The organism is Lactobacillus sp. ESL0259, assembly GCF_003693045.1.
In the GTDB taxonomy this organism is placed as follows: domain Bacteria; phylum Bacillota; class Bacilli; order Lactobacillales; family Lactobacillaceae; genus Lactobacillus; species Lactobacillus melliventris.
On the sequence record NZ_REHP01000005.1, the window covers coordinates 51,049 to 66,392 of the forward strand.

Sequence of the window (15,344 nt, forward strand, 5' to 3'; positions counted from 1 at the left end):
AGCCGGTATCTTTTATGGCATTTGGGTCACGTAAAGATGGAAAGCAAAATGTTAAAATTAGTGACTTTTTAGACCTGCTAAAAAGTTTAAATGTGAAAAAGTCTTTGTTCATAATTGGTTTACTACTTAGTCTTGTCACAAGTGCAGCCAATTTAGCATTACCTTTATTAACCAGGCAGCTGGTGGACACTAGTAAATGGGATAACTTTAATTATTCAAGTTTAGTTATTATCATCGTGGTTTTTGTGTTGCAGCTAGTTTTAGGAACTTTGGGCGGATACGTACTGCGCTATTTTGGTGAAAGCGTAGTCAAGATCCTGCGTGAACGGTTATGGGCTCACCTGTTAAAATTACCTGTTACTTATTTTGATGCTAATAAAGTGGGTGAAAGCAGCTCGCGACTAGTCAATGATACTGGAATAATAAAAGATTTACTGGCTTCGCAGTTTCCTAATTTTATTACCGGCGCAATCCAATTATTTTTCTCATTAATCATTTTATTTGTGATGGATTGGGAAATGGCCACCTTAATGTTTGTCGTAGTTCCTATTGTGGTAGTAATTTTATTACCGGTTGGTCGCATAATGGTGAGACTAGGTCGTAAACTACAAGCGGAAACAGCCAAATTTAATGGTGAGGTCAATGAAAAACTATCTGAGGTCCGCTTAATTAAATCCAGTAACGGCGAAAAACATGAGCAGGAAGCTGGTAATCACCGAATCAATAAAATTTTCACCATTGGAGTTTTAGACGCACGCGTCGAAGCTGTTTTACAGCCAATCATTATGACCTTGATGATGGCTGCTTTTGCCGGCATTTTGGCTTTTGGCATTATTCGCGTTGGTCAAGGTTCTTTAACAAGTGGTTCATTAGTGGCCTTTTTACTGTACTTATTTAATGTTATTGGCCCTGTTGCCAATTTTGCCACCTTTTTCTCCCAGATTCAAAAAGCCTTAGGCTCAACTGAACGTATCCAAGAAATTTTACGAATAGAGCCCGAAAAGAACTTGGGTCAACAGACCTGCGATTTAACTAATAAAACTTTAACTGCACAAAATCTGAATTTCAGCTATGTGAAAAATGAACCAGTTTTACAGTCAATTTCATTTGTTTCACGACCCAATTCTGTGATTGCTTTTGCTGGTCCTAGCGGTGGCGGGAAGTCAACTATTTTTGCATTACTAGAGCGGTTTTACCAACCAGATAGTGGCAAAATTACTATTGGGAAGCAGGATATCCAAGATATTGACCTGGCAAATTGGCGCTGCCAAATAGGTTATGTTTCTCAAAATAGTGCCATTTTTTCTGGCACAATTCGGGAAAACCTGGTTTATGGTTTGACTAAAGAGATGACCGATGAAGATCTTTGGCGTGGTCTTTCTTTGGCTTATGCGGATCAATTTGTCCGTGAATTTCCTGATCAGATGGAGACCGAAATAGGTGAGCGCGGAATTAAGCTCTCTGGTGGTCAAAAGCAACGCTTAGCTATTGCCCGGGCCTTTTTACGGAATCCCAAGATTTTAATGCTGGATGAAGCTACGGCAAGTCTCGATTCAGAATCAGAGGGAAAAGTGCAACAAGCTCTTGATAAACTGATGGTTAACAGAACCACTTTGGTAATTGCACACCGACTGGCGACGATTGTTAATGCCGATCAAATATATTTTATAGAACATGGAAAAGTTACGGGCCATGGCACCCACCACGAATTGATGCAAAAGCATAGTTTATACGCTAAGTATGTCACCGAGCAGATGGTAAATTAACCGCTTTTAAATAAAAATGATTAAGAAAACTCTTGTGCTAAATTCAATTTTGGGTTATAGTATTGAATGTGTTGCGGGCATGGCGGAATGGCAGACGCGCAAGACTAAGGATCTTGTGATCGCTTTTAGATCGTGGAAGTTCGAGTCTTCTTGCCCGCATTTGCTTTAATGGAGCTTTGGCTCCATTTTTTTGTGCTTAATTTTTTTAAGCAGATTTATTTTGCAACCAACTAACTTTATTTTAAAAATTAATTATATTGCATAGTTTTATAATTAAGAGAGGTTATACTTAAGAAGAGATTTTTTAAAGCAAGGGAAAACAAATGGCGAGGAAACGAAGAAGCAAGAAGTTATCTAATACAGCAATCATTATGCGCACTTTTATTATTTTATTTTTGTTAATAATTGCTTTTGTGGCTTTTCGTTATTATCGTAGGCAGGCAATTCAGTCTGAACAGATTAGACAAGAGCAGCTTGCGCGTGAAGAGGCAAGGCAAAAGATTATCAGACAGCATAAGGCGTTTATCCGCGAAATTGGCCCGATAGCTAAAGAAGTGGATAAATCTTTTGATCTTTTACCTAGTATCACAATTGCTCAAGCCTGTCTCGAAAGTGATTATGGTAAAAGCGATCTTTCCCAAAAATACAATAACCTCTTTGGCGTCAAAGGCAATAACCCTAATACTTCTGCTGTCTTAAAAACCAAAGAATTTGAAAAAGGTAAATGGATTGAAATCAAAGCTCGTTTTCAAATCTATGACTCTTATGAAGCTTCAATCAGGGCTCATGCGCGCTTGTTCCAAAAGGGGACGACTTGGGATGCCAAGCAGTACCGGCACGTTCTGGCAGCCAAAAATTATGAGGCTCAGGCTCGTGCTTTAGTCAAGGACGGCTATGCCACCGACCCTGATTATGCAGATAAACTGATTAAATTAATTGAAGAATACAATCTTGACCGTTTTGATAAATAGAATGCACAGGGGAGCAAATACAATTGCGATTTTTGGTACAATAGAAGAGTTATAAATTTTAGGGTGAAAGGATTCAGAATGAGCGTAGAATCAATTTTAAAAGGTTTAAATCCACAGCAAAAAAAGGCAGTACAGATTACAGAAGGGCCATTGTTAGTCGTTGCTGGAGCGGGTTCTGGGAAAACATCCGTGCTAACGCGGCGAATTGCTTATCTGGTTGCTGAAAAAGGGATCGCGCCTTGGAATATTTTGGCTATTACTTTTACCAATAAAGCTGCTACTGAAATGAAAGAGCGTGAATATAAGTTATTGGGACAGCAGGCTGACGGTATCTGGATATCGACTTTTCATGCTCTTTGTGTCCGCATATTAAGACGGGATGCCGAAAAAATTGGTTATAGCAGTAATTTTTCGATTGCTGATTCAGCTGAACAACTTACTTTAATTAAACATATCCAAAAAGAGCAAAATATTAATCCCAAAATGTATGAACCACGGAGGATTTTGTCTGCCATTTCCAATGGCAAAAATGATTTACTTACTCCAGATGCATTTTCAGCCAGCGCTGCCTCACCTTTTGAAAAAATAACTGCTCAAGTTTATCAGGAATATCAAAAACGCTTAAAGAATGATCAAATTATGGACTTTGATGATTTGATTATGCAAACTCTGGTCTTATTTAAGAAGGCTCCGACAGTTTTACATTATTATCAAAATAAATTTCGTTATTTACTGGTGGATGAATACCAGGATACCAACCAGGCACAATATGAACTGTGTCATGCTTTAGCGGCTCAATATAAAAATATCTGTGTTGTCGGTGATGCGGATCAGTCAATCTATGGTTGGCGCGGTGCCAATATGGAAAACATTATGAATTTTGAACAAGACTATCATGATGATGGCGTTCAAACTGTCAAACTGGAGCAAAATTACCGTTCAACTGGTCATATTTTAGCGGCTGCTAATGCGGTAATAAAGAACAACCGTAACCGCAAAGCCAAAAAGCTGTGGACAGACCAAGGTGAAGGTGCAAAAGTAACTTATTATCGTGCCCAAAGTGGCGACGATGAAGCGCATTTTATTATTGCTAAAATACAAGAAGAGGTAAAAGAGAAAAAGCGTTCTTATCACGATTTTGCGGTATTATACCGCACCAATGCTCAATCCAGAACAGTTGAGGAGTCCTTTGTCAAGTCAAATGTTCCTTACCAAATTGTTGGTGGTCATAAGTTCTATGATAGAAAAGAAATCATGGATATTATGGCTTATTTAAAGTTAGTAGCTAATCCCAGCGATTCCATGAGTTTCAACCGGATTATTAATACCCCTAAGCGCGGTATTGGACCAGTTAGTGTGCGGCGTTTTATGGACTTTGCCCGTGATAACAATTTATCAATTTTAAAAGCCTTTGATCACATTAGTATGTCGGGCGTTACTGCTCGGGCAGCCGCCAGACTAAGTGATTTTGGCGCTAAACTACGCGATGCGATTAACTTTGCTAAAGATCATACAGTTACTGGTCTGACTGAAAAAATACTGCAAGATTTTGGCTATACTGCTGCCCTGAAAGCTGAACATACAATTGAGGCAGAGACTAGATTAGAAAACCTGGATGAATTTTTGTCTGTTACTAAGCGTTTTGACGATGAATATGAAGAAAACGATGACGCTGAAAATGCATTGAGTGACTTTTTGGCCGAGGTTTCTCTTTTAAGTGACCAAGATGATTTGACCAATAATGATGATCAAGTGGCGTTAATGACATTACACGCCGCAAAGGGGCTGGAATTTCCAGTAGTCTTTTTAGTGGGAATGGAAGATGGACTTTTTCCTTTGTCACGCGCTTTGATGGAAGATGATCAGCTGGAAGAAGAGCGCAGATTGGCTTATGTGGGTATTACCCGAGCTAAGCGCGAACTGTTTTTAACCAATGCCTACTCACGTATGATGTATGGCAGAATGCAAAATAATCCTCCTTCCAGATTTTTGGCAGAAATTGATCAAGACGATCTGAATATTGAAAATTCCGTTCCAATTACCTTGACTAGTGATAACTTGCAAGCTGAAACTGCACCTTTTGCTAATAGTGATGAACGGGCACGTGCACAGGTTTATACTCCCAAAGTTAAACCTGCTGGTGCAGTGGGAGCAGAGAAAAAAGGCTGGAATGTCGGCGACCAGGTAGAGCATAAGTCCTGGGGCAGAGGCGTTGTAACTAAAGTTAACGGCAAAGGCGAAGACATGGAACTTGATATTGCTTTTAGTGGCAAAGGAATCAAGCGGCTTCTAGCAGCATTTGCACCAATTAAAAAGGTATAATAAAAGCAGAAATAAAAAAATAGTTTTAAATCAGGAGGAAGAAAATGGCAGATTTAACTCTTGATGAGGCCAGAAAAGAAGTCGCAGCTCTAAGAGATAAACTAGACGAATGGGCAAATGCCTATTATACAAAGGACACACCTGAAGTTGAAGATAATGTGTACGATAAAAACTATAATCGTTTAGTTGAACTTGAGCAGGAATTTCCGCAGCTGGTGTCACAAGATTCCATTACTCAAAAAGTAGGGGGACAGATTGACAATCAGTTTACTAAGGTTACTCATGAAATTCCAATGTTATCAATGGGAGATGTTTTTTCTAAAGAAGAACTGCAGGAATTTGATGACAGAGTGCAAAAACAAATAGGTCACGAAGTTGCTTATAACGTAGAGTTAAAAATTGATGGTCTGTCTATTGCCTTAGAATATACTGACGGTAAATTAACTAGGGCTTCTACCAGGGGAAATGGTCAAGTAGGTGAAGATGTTACTCCTAATGCACGCTATATTTCTGATATACCGCAAACCTTGCCCGCAAAATTGACCACAGAAGTTCGGGGTGAATGTTACATGGGTAAAGAACCATTTGCTAAACTCAATGCGGAGCGTGATGAAAAAGGTGAAGCAACTTTTGCTAATCCGCGCAACGCCGCAGCCGGCTCTTTACGGCAATTAGATGCAAGTATTACCAAACACCGGCACTTGAGCACATTTATTTATACTTGGGTTAATCCGCCAGCAGAAATTACCAGCCAACACCAAGCCATTGAAAAGATGACGCAGCTGGGTTTTCATACTAATCAAACCGGTCGCAGAATTGCGAAAATGGCCGATATTTTTGCTTTTATTGACGAATATACTGCTAAAAGAAATTCGCTAGATTACGGTATTGACGGGATCGTTTTAAAAGTTGACGATTTGGATTTGCAACAAGAACTAGGAAATACCATCAAAGTGCCCCGTTGGGAAATAGCGTATAAATTTCCTCCTGAAGAGCAGGAAACTGTGGTTCATGAAATTAAGTGGACGGTTGGTCGTACTGGAGTTGTAACGCCAACTGCAATTATGGATCCTGTCCAGTTAGCTGGTACTACAGTTTCTCATGCTGTTTTGCATAACGCCGATTTATTGCAACAAAAAGATGTCCGTATTGGCGATACCGTTATGTTACATAAAGCGGGCGATATTATACCCGAGATTTCAGAAGTGGTATTAGCTAAAAGACCGAAGGATGCTCAACCTTATCCGATTCCGACAACTTGCCCGTCGTGTGGAGAAAAATTGATTCATCTAAAAGATGAAGTAGCATTGCGCTGTGTTAATCCGTCGTGTCCTGCTCAAATTGAAGAGGGTATAACTCATTTTGCTTCAAGACCGGCTATGAATATTGACGGCTTAGGGCCTAAGATCGTGCGGCAGTTAATTAAGAATGGTTTAGTTCATAATGTAGCTGATTTGTATCATTTAACCGCTGCTGATTTGGAAAAACTGGATCATTTTAAAGATAAATCTATCAGCAATTTATTAAACGCCATCAATAATTCAAAAAGAAATTCCGTTGAATTATTGTTAACTGGACTTGGAATTGATCATGTCGGTGCAAAGGCTGCCAGATTAATTGCACAAAAGTTTAAAAATATGGCAAAGATTATAACTGCAGACGTGCAAGATGTAGCTGCTATCGCTACAATAGGGATGACAATTGCAGAATCTTTAACCACTTATTTTGCTCAAGATGAAGTTAAAGATCTAGTTAATGAACTTAAAAATAGTGGTGTTAACATGGATTATCTGGGTGCAGAACCTGAAGACACCGCAGCAATCCCTGACAATTACTTTAAAGGTAAAACTGTCGTTTTAACAGGAACTCTGGCGCATTACACTAGAAGTGAGTTTACCAAGAAATTACAAGCACTTGGTGCTAAGGTAACTGGTTCTGTTTCAAGAAAAACCGATTATGTAATTTATGGTCAGGACGCTGGTTCCAAATACACCAAAGCGCAGAAGCTCGGTGTACCGTTATTGACTGAGGAAGAAGCAATTGCTCAAGTTAAATAAAGGAACTTTTAAAGTGAAAAAATACTTGAAAATATTAACGCTTTTGGGAATATCATTGAGTTTGACGGCTTGCGGCAACTTGAAAAATTCCAACTTGGCGAATAACGCTAAAACATCATCGAATTCAAGCCCTAAAACATATCAAACTACTGATACTGGTAATAATGGGTATACTGTTTTGCTTAAAAACGGGCATTATGTAACAAGCCCAATATCTGGCCTGACAGCGACTGATAATGATAATTCTGTTGACACCAGAGAATTAGAACGAGGCTTGGTCCAGATTTCTAAAGGTGTTTATTCAACAAATTCATATGTCTTTCAGGAAGGCCAGTATATTTCTGCCACTGTAGCTAATCAATGGCTGGGACGAAAGTCAAAGTCAAATCCCACTGGCCTTAATCCCAAAATAGGAACTAAGAAAAATTACCAACCAATTTATTTAGAAGAAATAATTGAACAAGATTTTTTGACTGGATCCGGTTCAAATTACCACATAGGTGGTATTAGTATTGGGCTTGCTCTTAATTCAATTGACTATTATCAAAAGAAAAAAGATGGTCCTGAATACCAGGCACAAATTTCACGTACGCAGCAAAAGCAATATGGGCAAGCAGTGGCTCAAAAAGTAGTGGCTCGTTTGCGGAAAAAGAAAGCCTTAAAGAACATTCCAATTACGGTTGGGCTTTTTGCTAAAGAAAGTAAGGATTCTTTAGTAGCTGGAACTTACTTTTTGAGCGGGACAGCGGCCGCTAATAGTAGTAAAATAACTAAATGGAAAACTATTAATACTCAAGCGGAAGTTTTACCAACGGTTGGTGGTAAAAAAGCAATTAATAGCAGTGATGCTTCCAGTTTCAATAGTTTTAAAGAATCTATTCAAAATTATTTCCCTAATATCAGTGGTGTAACAGCAACTTTACGCTATGAAAATGGTAAGTTAGCTCAAGAAAATATTACAATTACTACCCAGTTTTATGGGTATGAGCAAATTCAAAGTTTTACCAGGCTGGTTTTATCAACCGCAAAGAAGTATTTGGCTAATAACGTGCCCATCGAAATTAAGATTGGTTCCGTTAATGATATCCAGGCTTTAGTTGCTAAAGAAACAGGGGATAGTAGTTATCAAGTCCATATTTATGGTGGCGAATAAGGAGGTATATTTGCGTGGAAATTACAGAAGATACAATTAAACACGTTGCGACTTTGTCGCGGCTTGAGATTGATGAAAAAGATATCAGCAAGGTAACTGAACAAATGAGTTCAATTATTAATATGGCTGATCAATTATCAGAAGTTAATACTGCTGGTGTGAAAGAAACCGTTCAGGTTGTTGATCGTGATACTGTCTTTAGAGAAGATGAGCCTGAACACTGGCAAGATCGAGCTGAATTAATGAAAAATGTTCCTGAACAGGCCAATGGCTTCATTAAGGTTCCGGTAATTATTAATAAGGATGAGGACGAGTAATGAATTACTTAAATGAAGATATTGACTCTTTAAATGAAAAACTTGCCCAAAAGACTTTGTCAGCCGACAAATTAGCGCAAGATACAATTGATAATATTAAAAAGACAGATGACAAGTTGAATGCTTGGATTACTGTTCAAGAAGATGCAAAGCCACAAAATGATTTAGACTTTGCTCATAATAAACTTGCTGGCATTCCCATTGCCATTAAAGACAACATTATTACTGATGGTGTTAAAACAACGGCAGCTAGTCATATTCTAGATAATTACATTCCGGTATATGATGCGACTGTCATTGAAAGATTAAAAAAGGCGCAAGTGACTTTTGTGGGTAAAACCAACATGGATGAATTTGCGATGGGTTCTTCTACGGAACATTCATACTTTGGTATTACCCACAATCCATGGAATTTGGATAAAGTACCGGGCGGTTCGTCTGGTGGTTCAGCTGTTGCTGTTGCCTCGGGCCAAGTCGTTGCTGCTTTGGGTTCAGACACTGGTGGTTCGATCAGGCAGCCTTCTGCGTTTAACGGCATTTTTGGTATCAAGCCAACATACGGCCGCGTTTCTCGCTGGGGCTTAATTGCTTTTGCTTCTTCATTAGATGAAATCGGCGTGATGAGTAAGCGGGCAAAAACTTCGGCTCAAGTTTTAAACGTGATCGCGGGTAGTGACGAGCACGACTCTACTCTTTCGACTAGAGCAGTGCCTGATTTTACCAAGTACATTGGTCAAGATGTTAAGGGTATGCATGTAGCGGTAGTTAAAGAATATATGGCTGCAGTGGATGGCGATATGCGCAAGGCAATTCAAGAACAAATTGATGCTCTGGAAAATGCTGGAGCAATCATTACTGAGGTATCTTTGCCTTTAACCAAGTATGTAGTTCCCGACTATTACATTATTGCTTCAAGTGAGGCTTCATCAAACCTGCAAAGATTTGATGGTATTCGCTACGGCTACCGTGCTCAAGATACTAAGAACCTATTAGATGTTTACGTTAAGTCACGCTCAGAAGGCTTTGGCGAAGAAGTTAAGCGGCGGATTATGCTGGGCTCTTTTGCACTTTCGGCTGGCTCTTATGATCGTTTCTTTAGACAAGCATCTAAAGTCAGAACGTTAATTTGTGACGAATTCGATCAGATTTTTGCTGAGAATGACGTTATTGTGGGCCCAACCACCACCACTCCTGCTTTTGGCATCGGTAGTGAAATTTCTGACCCAATTAAAATGTACAATAATGATATCTTGACAATTTCAGCCAACTTAGCAGGAATTCCTGCTGCCAGTGTTCCTGCTGGTTTAGTTGATGGAATGCCTGTAGGACTGCAGATTATGGCCAAACGGTTTGATGAAGGTAGTATTTTCCAAGTAGCTGATTTTATCGAGCGAAGCAATAAGTTTTATGAAAAAACACCAACTGGAATGGAGGATTAACTGATGAATTTTAAATCAACGATTGGGTTCGAAGTTCACTTTGAATTAAAAACTAAAAGTAAGATTTTTTCACCTTCGCCAGTAAGTTATGGTGCTAAACCCAACACGGAAACTAATGTCATTGATTGGGCGATGCCAGGTGTTTTACCTTACGTTAACAAGGACGTTTACCGCTTAGGAATTATGGTTGCATTAGCCACACATGCTCATATTTTGCCAACAACTCATTTTGACCGGAAAAATTACTACTACCCTGATAGTCCTAAGGCTTATCAGATTACCCAATTTTTCCAACCACTAGCTCGTGATGGTTATGTTGAAATTGAATCTCATGGTAAGAAAAAGCGCATAGGAATTCATGAAATGCACATCGAGGAAGATGCCGGTAAAAATACTCACGGGACCAACGGTTATTCTTACGTTGACTTAAACCGGCAGGGTGTTCCTTTACTTGAAGTTGTTTCTGAGCCCGAAATTGCTGATCCGGATGAAGGCTATGCTTACCTTGAAAAATTGCGTAAGATAGTGCAATTTACCGGTGCTTCCGACGTTAAGATGGAAGAGGGATCAATGCGTGTTGATACCAACATTTCCATTAGACCTGCCGGTCAAAAGGAACTGGGTACCAAAGTTGAAATGAAGAACCTGAACTCTTTTGAACATGTACGTAAGTCTTTGGCATATGAAGAAAAGCGTCAAGCTCAAGTTCTCCTTTCTGGTGGTCGCGTGCAACTTTCAACTCGCCGCTTTGACGAAGCAACTGGTAAAACAGTTTTGGAGCGTGTCAAAGAAGGCGATGCAGATTACCGTTACTTCCCTGAACCTGATATCGCACCTGATCATATCAGCCAAGAGTGGATTGATGAAATCAAGTCAAATTTACCGCGTTCAGCTGAAGAACGTTACAACCAGTATGTGAATGAATTTGGTCTGAAAGAATATGACGCCAATGTTCTTTTGCAAACCAAAGAGAGTTCAGACTTCTTTGATCAGACTGTTGCTGCAGGAGCTGATCCCCAGCTTGCTGCTAACTGGATGAACACTCAAGTTAATGGTTATTTGAATGATAATCGGGTTGAACTTGCTGATATTAAGTTGACACCAGAACATTTAGCTGCCATGATTAAATTGATTAAAGATGGTACGATTTCTTCTAAAATAGCTAAAAAGGTCTTTGCAGAGACAATTGCTAATGGTACAGACCCTAAGAAATACGTTGAAGACAAAGGTATGGTGCAGTTATCTGATACCAGCGTTTTGGCTCCTATGGTTAAAGAAGTTGTTGATAACAACCCACAATCGGTAGAAGACTTTAAGAACGGTAAGGATCGGGCAATTGGTTATCTTGTCGGGCAGTTGATGAAACAAACCAGGGGCAAGGCCAATCCAAAGGTAATTAATAAGTTGCTGAATGAAGAATTGCAAAAGCGTTAAGTAAGTTTTGAAGTAATAAGGGTAGAAATTATGACTGAAAAAGCAAGATTGATCTATAATCCTGTATCTGGTCACGAACAGATGCCTAAAAATGTCGCGGATATATTGGACGTTTTGGAACAAGCTGGGTATGAGGCAAGTGCATTTAGAACCAAGCCAGAAAAGCAGAGTGCGCAAAAAGAAGCAACTCGGGTAGCTAATGAAGGCTTTGATTTGATTGTTGCCGCTGGCGGTGATGGCACCATTAATGAAGTGGTCAACGGCATTGCGAATTTGGAAAAAAGACCAAAGATGGCAATTATTCCTGCCGGTACTACTAACGATTATGCTCGTGCTCTGCATATACCCCGAAATGATATTGCCGAAGCAACAAAGGTTATTCTCAAAAATAAAACCCGTAAAATGGATATTGGTGAGGCAACTTTTGCCAAGGATATTCAGTATTTTGTTAATATTGCTGCTTGTGGTTCATTGACTGAACTGACATATGGTGTTCCGTCGGAAGTAAAGTCTGCACTGGGCTATACTGCCTACTTAATTAAGGGTGCGGAAATGCTGCCGCATCTTACTGAAAACGAACTTCGTCTTACCTATGATGAGGGCGTATACGAAGGCAAGCTTTCAATGTTATTGCTCGGAATGACCAATTCCATCGGTGGCTTTGAACAAATTATGCCTGATGCTGAATTAAGTGATGGCTTGTTTCAATTAATAATTGTCAAGCCGTCTGAACCAGTAAAGTTGTTAAAATTAATGGCTTTAGCTTTAAACGGCAAACACGTTGATGATCCCGACATTATTTACACTAAGACGCGTAGTTTAAAGATTGAATTAATGGGTAAAAGCAAAGGCGAGAAGTTGCCGGTTAACCTTGATGGTGAAATTGGCGATTATTGTCCTGTTACTTTTAAAAACTTACAACAACGAATTGAATTTTTCGTTGGCGAATAGATAAAGCACAAAAAAGAAGCAATTACTTTCACGAGTAATTGCTTCTTTAGTTTAGTAACAAAATCTATTAGTTGCGACTATTGCCACTGCCACCAAAGATTTCTAGTAAGAACATAAAAATGTTAATGAAATCAAGGTAAAGTTGCAATGCACCAAGCACTGCTAAGCCGTTAGTTGAAACTTGGTCGCCATAATTAGTGTAAATGGCTTTCATTTTGTTGGCGTCGCTGGCAGTTAAACCTGTAAAAAGAATGACCCCAATAAATGAGAAGACATAAGTAACGGCCGGGTTACGTAAAAACATATTAACTATCAAGGCAACAACAAAACCTAGTAAAGCAGCACTTAAGTAAGAATTCCAGTTAGTCATATCTCTTTTAGTAAAAGTGCCAAACAAAGCCATGGCAATGAACACCGCTGCTGCTGAAACAAAGGCAGAAGTAATTTGGGTGCCGGTATAAAAGCCTGCAATTAAGGCAAATTCAAAACCGTAAATTGCTGATAATATTATTAACATCACTAAACTGGCAACTGGATTGCGATCAGCTTTAAAACTAATACCCATTGATAAGCCAAAAGGTACAAATAAGATGAGCCACATCATAGCCACTGGCATGTTCATCACAGCGCTTCTGAATACGGTCATTGTTAAGTAAGCTGCTAACGCAGAAACAAGTATTGCACCAGCCATCAAGGCATACATTTTTGTTAAAAAAGTATTGGTTTCGGAGATGGTGTGGATTTGGCGCCTGTCTGAATTAGTATCGTAATTATTCATGAAAAACGTCCTTTCTTTAAGTTATTAGTATTAAAAGTAACACAGACAACAATAAGTGTGAAGGGATAAAGTTGAAATTAATCCAATGTTAAGAAATCGACTTGTGCATTACTTTTGCTAGGATTTTTAGTAAAATAAAGATATTAATTAGTGTTTGTAAAAAAGGACAAAATATGGAAAAGAATCAAATTATTAAGTTAGAAATTACCGATTTATCATATGAAGCTATGGGAGTAGCTCATTATGAGGGCATGACGGTATTTGTCAATAATGCTTTACCGGGAGAGACGGTAGAAGCCAGGATCTTAAAAGTAAAAAAACACTTTGCTTTTGCTAAAATTGAACGAATCATTGAGGAAAGTCCTGATCGGGTTAACATTAAACTTAACCAGTGGGTTCAAACTGGATTAGCTTCTTTAGCACACATTAAATACGATAAGCAGCTGGAGTTTAAACGTAATCAAGTAGTAAATTTACTACAGAAAGCCCATTTAGATGATGTCAAAGTAGCAGAGACTTTGCCTAGTCCAGAACAAACTGGCTACCGTAACAAGGCACAGGTGCCAGTGCGTGAGGTTAAGGGCCAGCTTGAAATTGGCTTTTTCAGAAAACATTCGCACGATTTGGTGCCTCTGACTAATTTCTTTACAACTGATCCTGAAATTGACCGCGTTTTAGTCGCTGTGCGTGACATTTTAAGACAATATCATGTCCCAGCATACGATGAGATTAATAATGAGGGTGAAGTCAGGTATTTAGACATTCGCCGCAGTAAAGCCACCGGCGAAATTATGGTCATCTTGGTTTGCCTGCACAAGGATTTTCCGCAACTACCTAAAGTAGCAGAGGCAATTAAGCAAATTGAAGGCGTAACTAGCCTAGTCTTGAACTATAACCCGAAGAAGACCAACGTTATTTTAGGTAAAGTTGATTATTTAATCTTTGGTAAGCCACAAATTACGGATCAAATTGGTGATGTGAAGTTTAAGATTTCCCCTGAAAGTTTCTTTCAAATTAATTCACTGCAAACACCTCGCTTATATGATTTAGCCACTAAAAAAGCTGATTTAAAGGCGGACGATATCGTGGTTGATGCTTATTCTGGCATTGGAACTATTGGTTTAAGCGTTGCCAAGCACGTTAAATCTGTTCGTGGAATTGAAAGCGTCTCTGACGCGGTGAAAGATGCTAATAATAATGCTAAGTTGAATGGTATCAATAATGCGAAATACGTGACTGGTAAAGCTGAAGAAGTGATGCCAAAATGGGCTGCTAAGGGGATGAAAGCTGATGTCATCTTTGTCGACCCACCACGAAAAGGATTAACGCCAGAATTTATTGAAGCAGCAGTAAAAACTGGTCCAAAGAAGATTGTTTATATTTCATGCAATCCCGCAACCATGATTCGTGACCTGCAAGAGTTTATGAAGGATGGTTACACCTTTAGCCAAATCGATCCCGTTGACATGTTTCCACAAACACCACATGTCGAAGCAGTGACGGTATTGGAATGGGCTAGGAAATAAATACTAAATGTTTGTGTAGTGGCATTTTTAATAGAATAAAAGCGTACTAATTTCTATTTTAAAGATTAGAATTAGAACGCTTTTTGTTTTCGGAGCTTTACCACAGTGTTTTCTGGATAAGAGAAAAACAATTATTATAAAAAGTAGCATGAAAATCTTTTTACTAAATAGTTTCTCTCATTTGTTCAGATGCTTAAAAACAAGAGAAATTTGTACTAGATAATTTATTCTTAAGCGATGCTTTATTGATGTCAAATACTTTGTTAACAAAATTAATTGACATAATTTTTGGTATTAACAGGGGTTTTTGGTAAAACAGTTGTAAGACTTAAAATAAATAGGAGGAATAGTTATGGACTGCGTTTTTACTGGTAAAGTTTCACAAAAAGGACAAGTTGTTATTCCAGCACCAATCAGGAAAGCTTTAGGCTTGAAAAAGGGAAGCAAAGTGTTATTCGAGTTAAAGAATAATGAAATTACTATCAAAAAATTACCAACGGCATTAGATTGGGCTAAATTGGTTGAGCAAATTCCGGTTGAAGATGTCAATATTGATAAAAATGGTTGTTTTGACCCTAAAAAATCGCCGTATTTCCATGACTGGATGGTTAATGGCTAATAGAGTCAGGG

At 38.8% G+C, this 15,344-nt stretch carries 12 protein-coding genes and 1 tRNA gene; 12 read left to right on the forward strand and 1 reads right to left on the reverse strand.

The window, feature by feature from the left end; translation table 11 throughout:
• Positions 1 to 14 precede the first annotated feature (14 nt).
• From F5ESL0259_RS02510 to F5ESL0259_RS02555, 10 genes are all read left to right on the forward strand, one after another.
• Complete coding sequence (locus F5ESL0259_RS02510) at positions 15 to 1,766, forward strand: ABC transporter ATP-binding protein (RefSeq protein ID WP_122037350.1); 1,752 nt, start codon at positions 15 to 17, stop codon at positions 1,764 to 1,766.
• A gap of 73 nt (positions 1,767 to 1,839) precedes the next feature.
• Positions 1,840 to 1,925 (forward strand) — tRNA-Leu (locus tag F5ESL0259_RS02515).
• A gap of 164 nt (positions 1,926 to 2,089) precedes the next feature.
• Positions 2,090 to 2,737: a glycoside hydrolase family 73 protein gene (locus tag F5ESL0259_RS02520; RefSeq protein WP_046324524.1), complete on the forward strand. Its 648-nt coding sequence runs from the start codon at positions 2,090 to 2,092 to the stop codon at positions 2,735 to 2,737.
• A gap of 78 nt (positions 2,738 to 2,815) precedes the next feature.
• Positions 2,816 to 5,059, forward strand: coding sequence for a DNA helicase PcrA (pcrA, locus tag F5ESL0259_RS02525; protein WP_122037351.1), 2,244 nt, complete (start codon positions 2,816 to 2,818; stop codon positions 5,057 to 5,059).
• A gap of 44 nt (positions 5,060 to 5,103) precedes the next feature.
• The gene (ligA, locus tag F5ESL0259_RS02530) at positions 5,104 to 7,116 is read left to right on the forward strand and encodes an NAD-dependent DNA ligase LigA (RefSeq protein ID WP_122037352.1); all 2,013 of its coding nucleotides are present in this window, start codon (positions 5,104 to 5,106) and stop codon (positions 7,114 to 7,116) included.
• A gap of 13 nt (positions 7,117 to 7,129) precedes the next feature.
• The gene (locus F5ESL0259_RS02535) at positions 7,130 to 8,269 is read left to right on the forward strand and encodes a CamS family sex pheromone protein (protein ID WP_122037532.1); all 1,140 of its coding nucleotides are present in this window, start codon (positions 7,130 to 7,132) and stop codon (positions 8,267 to 8,269) included.
• Between the two features lie 14 nt (positions 8,270 to 8,283).
• Positions 8,284 to 8,586: an Asp-tRNA(Asn)/Glu-tRNA(Gln) amidotransferase subunit GatC gene (gene gatC / locus F5ESL0259_RS02540; protein ID WP_046324527.1), complete on the forward strand. Its 303-nt coding sequence runs from the start codon at positions 8,284 to 8,286 to the stop codon at positions 8,584 to 8,586.
• Positions 8,586 to 10,025, forward strand: a complete 1,440-nt coding sequence (gene gatA / locus F5ESL0259_RS02545; RefSeq protein WP_122037353.1) for an Asp-tRNA(Asn)/Glu-tRNA(Gln) amidotransferase subunit GatA — start codon at positions 8,586 to 8,588, stop codon at positions 10,023 to 10,025. Before gatC ends, gatA begins: the two co-directional genes overlap by 1 nt.
• A gap of 3 nt (positions 10,026 to 10,028) precedes the next feature.
• Complete coding sequence (gatB, locus tag F5ESL0259_RS02550; RefSeq protein WP_122037354.1) at positions 10,029 to 11,459, forward strand: Asp-tRNA(Asn)/Glu-tRNA(Gln) amidotransferase subunit GatB; 1,431 nt, start codon at positions 10,029 to 10,031, stop codon at positions 11,457 to 11,459.
• Between the two features lie 30 nt (positions 11,460 to 11,489).
• Complete coding sequence (locus F5ESL0259_RS02555; protein ID WP_110445799.1) at positions 11,490 to 12,410, forward strand: diacylglycerol kinase family lipid kinase; 921 nt, start codon at positions 11,490 to 11,492, stop codon at positions 12,408 to 12,410.
• 67 nt (positions 12,411 to 12,477) lie between these two features.
• Here F5ESL0259_RS02555 and F5ESL0259_RS02560 read toward each other — a convergent pair whose 3' ends face one another.
• The gene (locus tag F5ESL0259_RS02560) at positions 12,478 to 13,188 is read right to left on the reverse strand and encodes a Bax inhibitor-1/YccA family protein (RefSeq protein ID WP_122037355.1); all 711 of its coding nucleotides are present in this window, start codon (positions 13,186 to 13,188) and stop codon (positions 12,478 to 12,480) included.
• Positions 13,189 to 13,361: 173 nt separating this feature from the next.
• Between F5ESL0259_RS02560 and rlmD the strand changes: the two genes are divergently transcribed.
• On the forward strand, positions 13,362 to 14,714 hold the full coding sequence (gene rlmD, locus F5ESL0259_RS02565; RefSeq protein WP_122037356.1) for a 23S rRNA (uracil(1939)-C(5))-methyltransferase RlmD: 1,353 nt from the start codon (positions 13,362 to 13,364) through the stop codon (positions 14,712 to 14,714).
• Between the two features lie 352 nt (positions 14,715 to 15,066).
• Positions 15,067 to 15,333 (forward strand): AbrB/MazE/SpoVT family DNA-binding domain-containing protein, encoded by a 267-nt coding sequence (locus F5ESL0259_RS02570; RefSeq protein ID WP_122037357.1) that lies wholly within the window; start codon positions 15,067 to 15,069, stop codon positions 15,331 to 15,333.
• Positions 15,334 to 15,344: the final 11 nt, after the last annotated feature.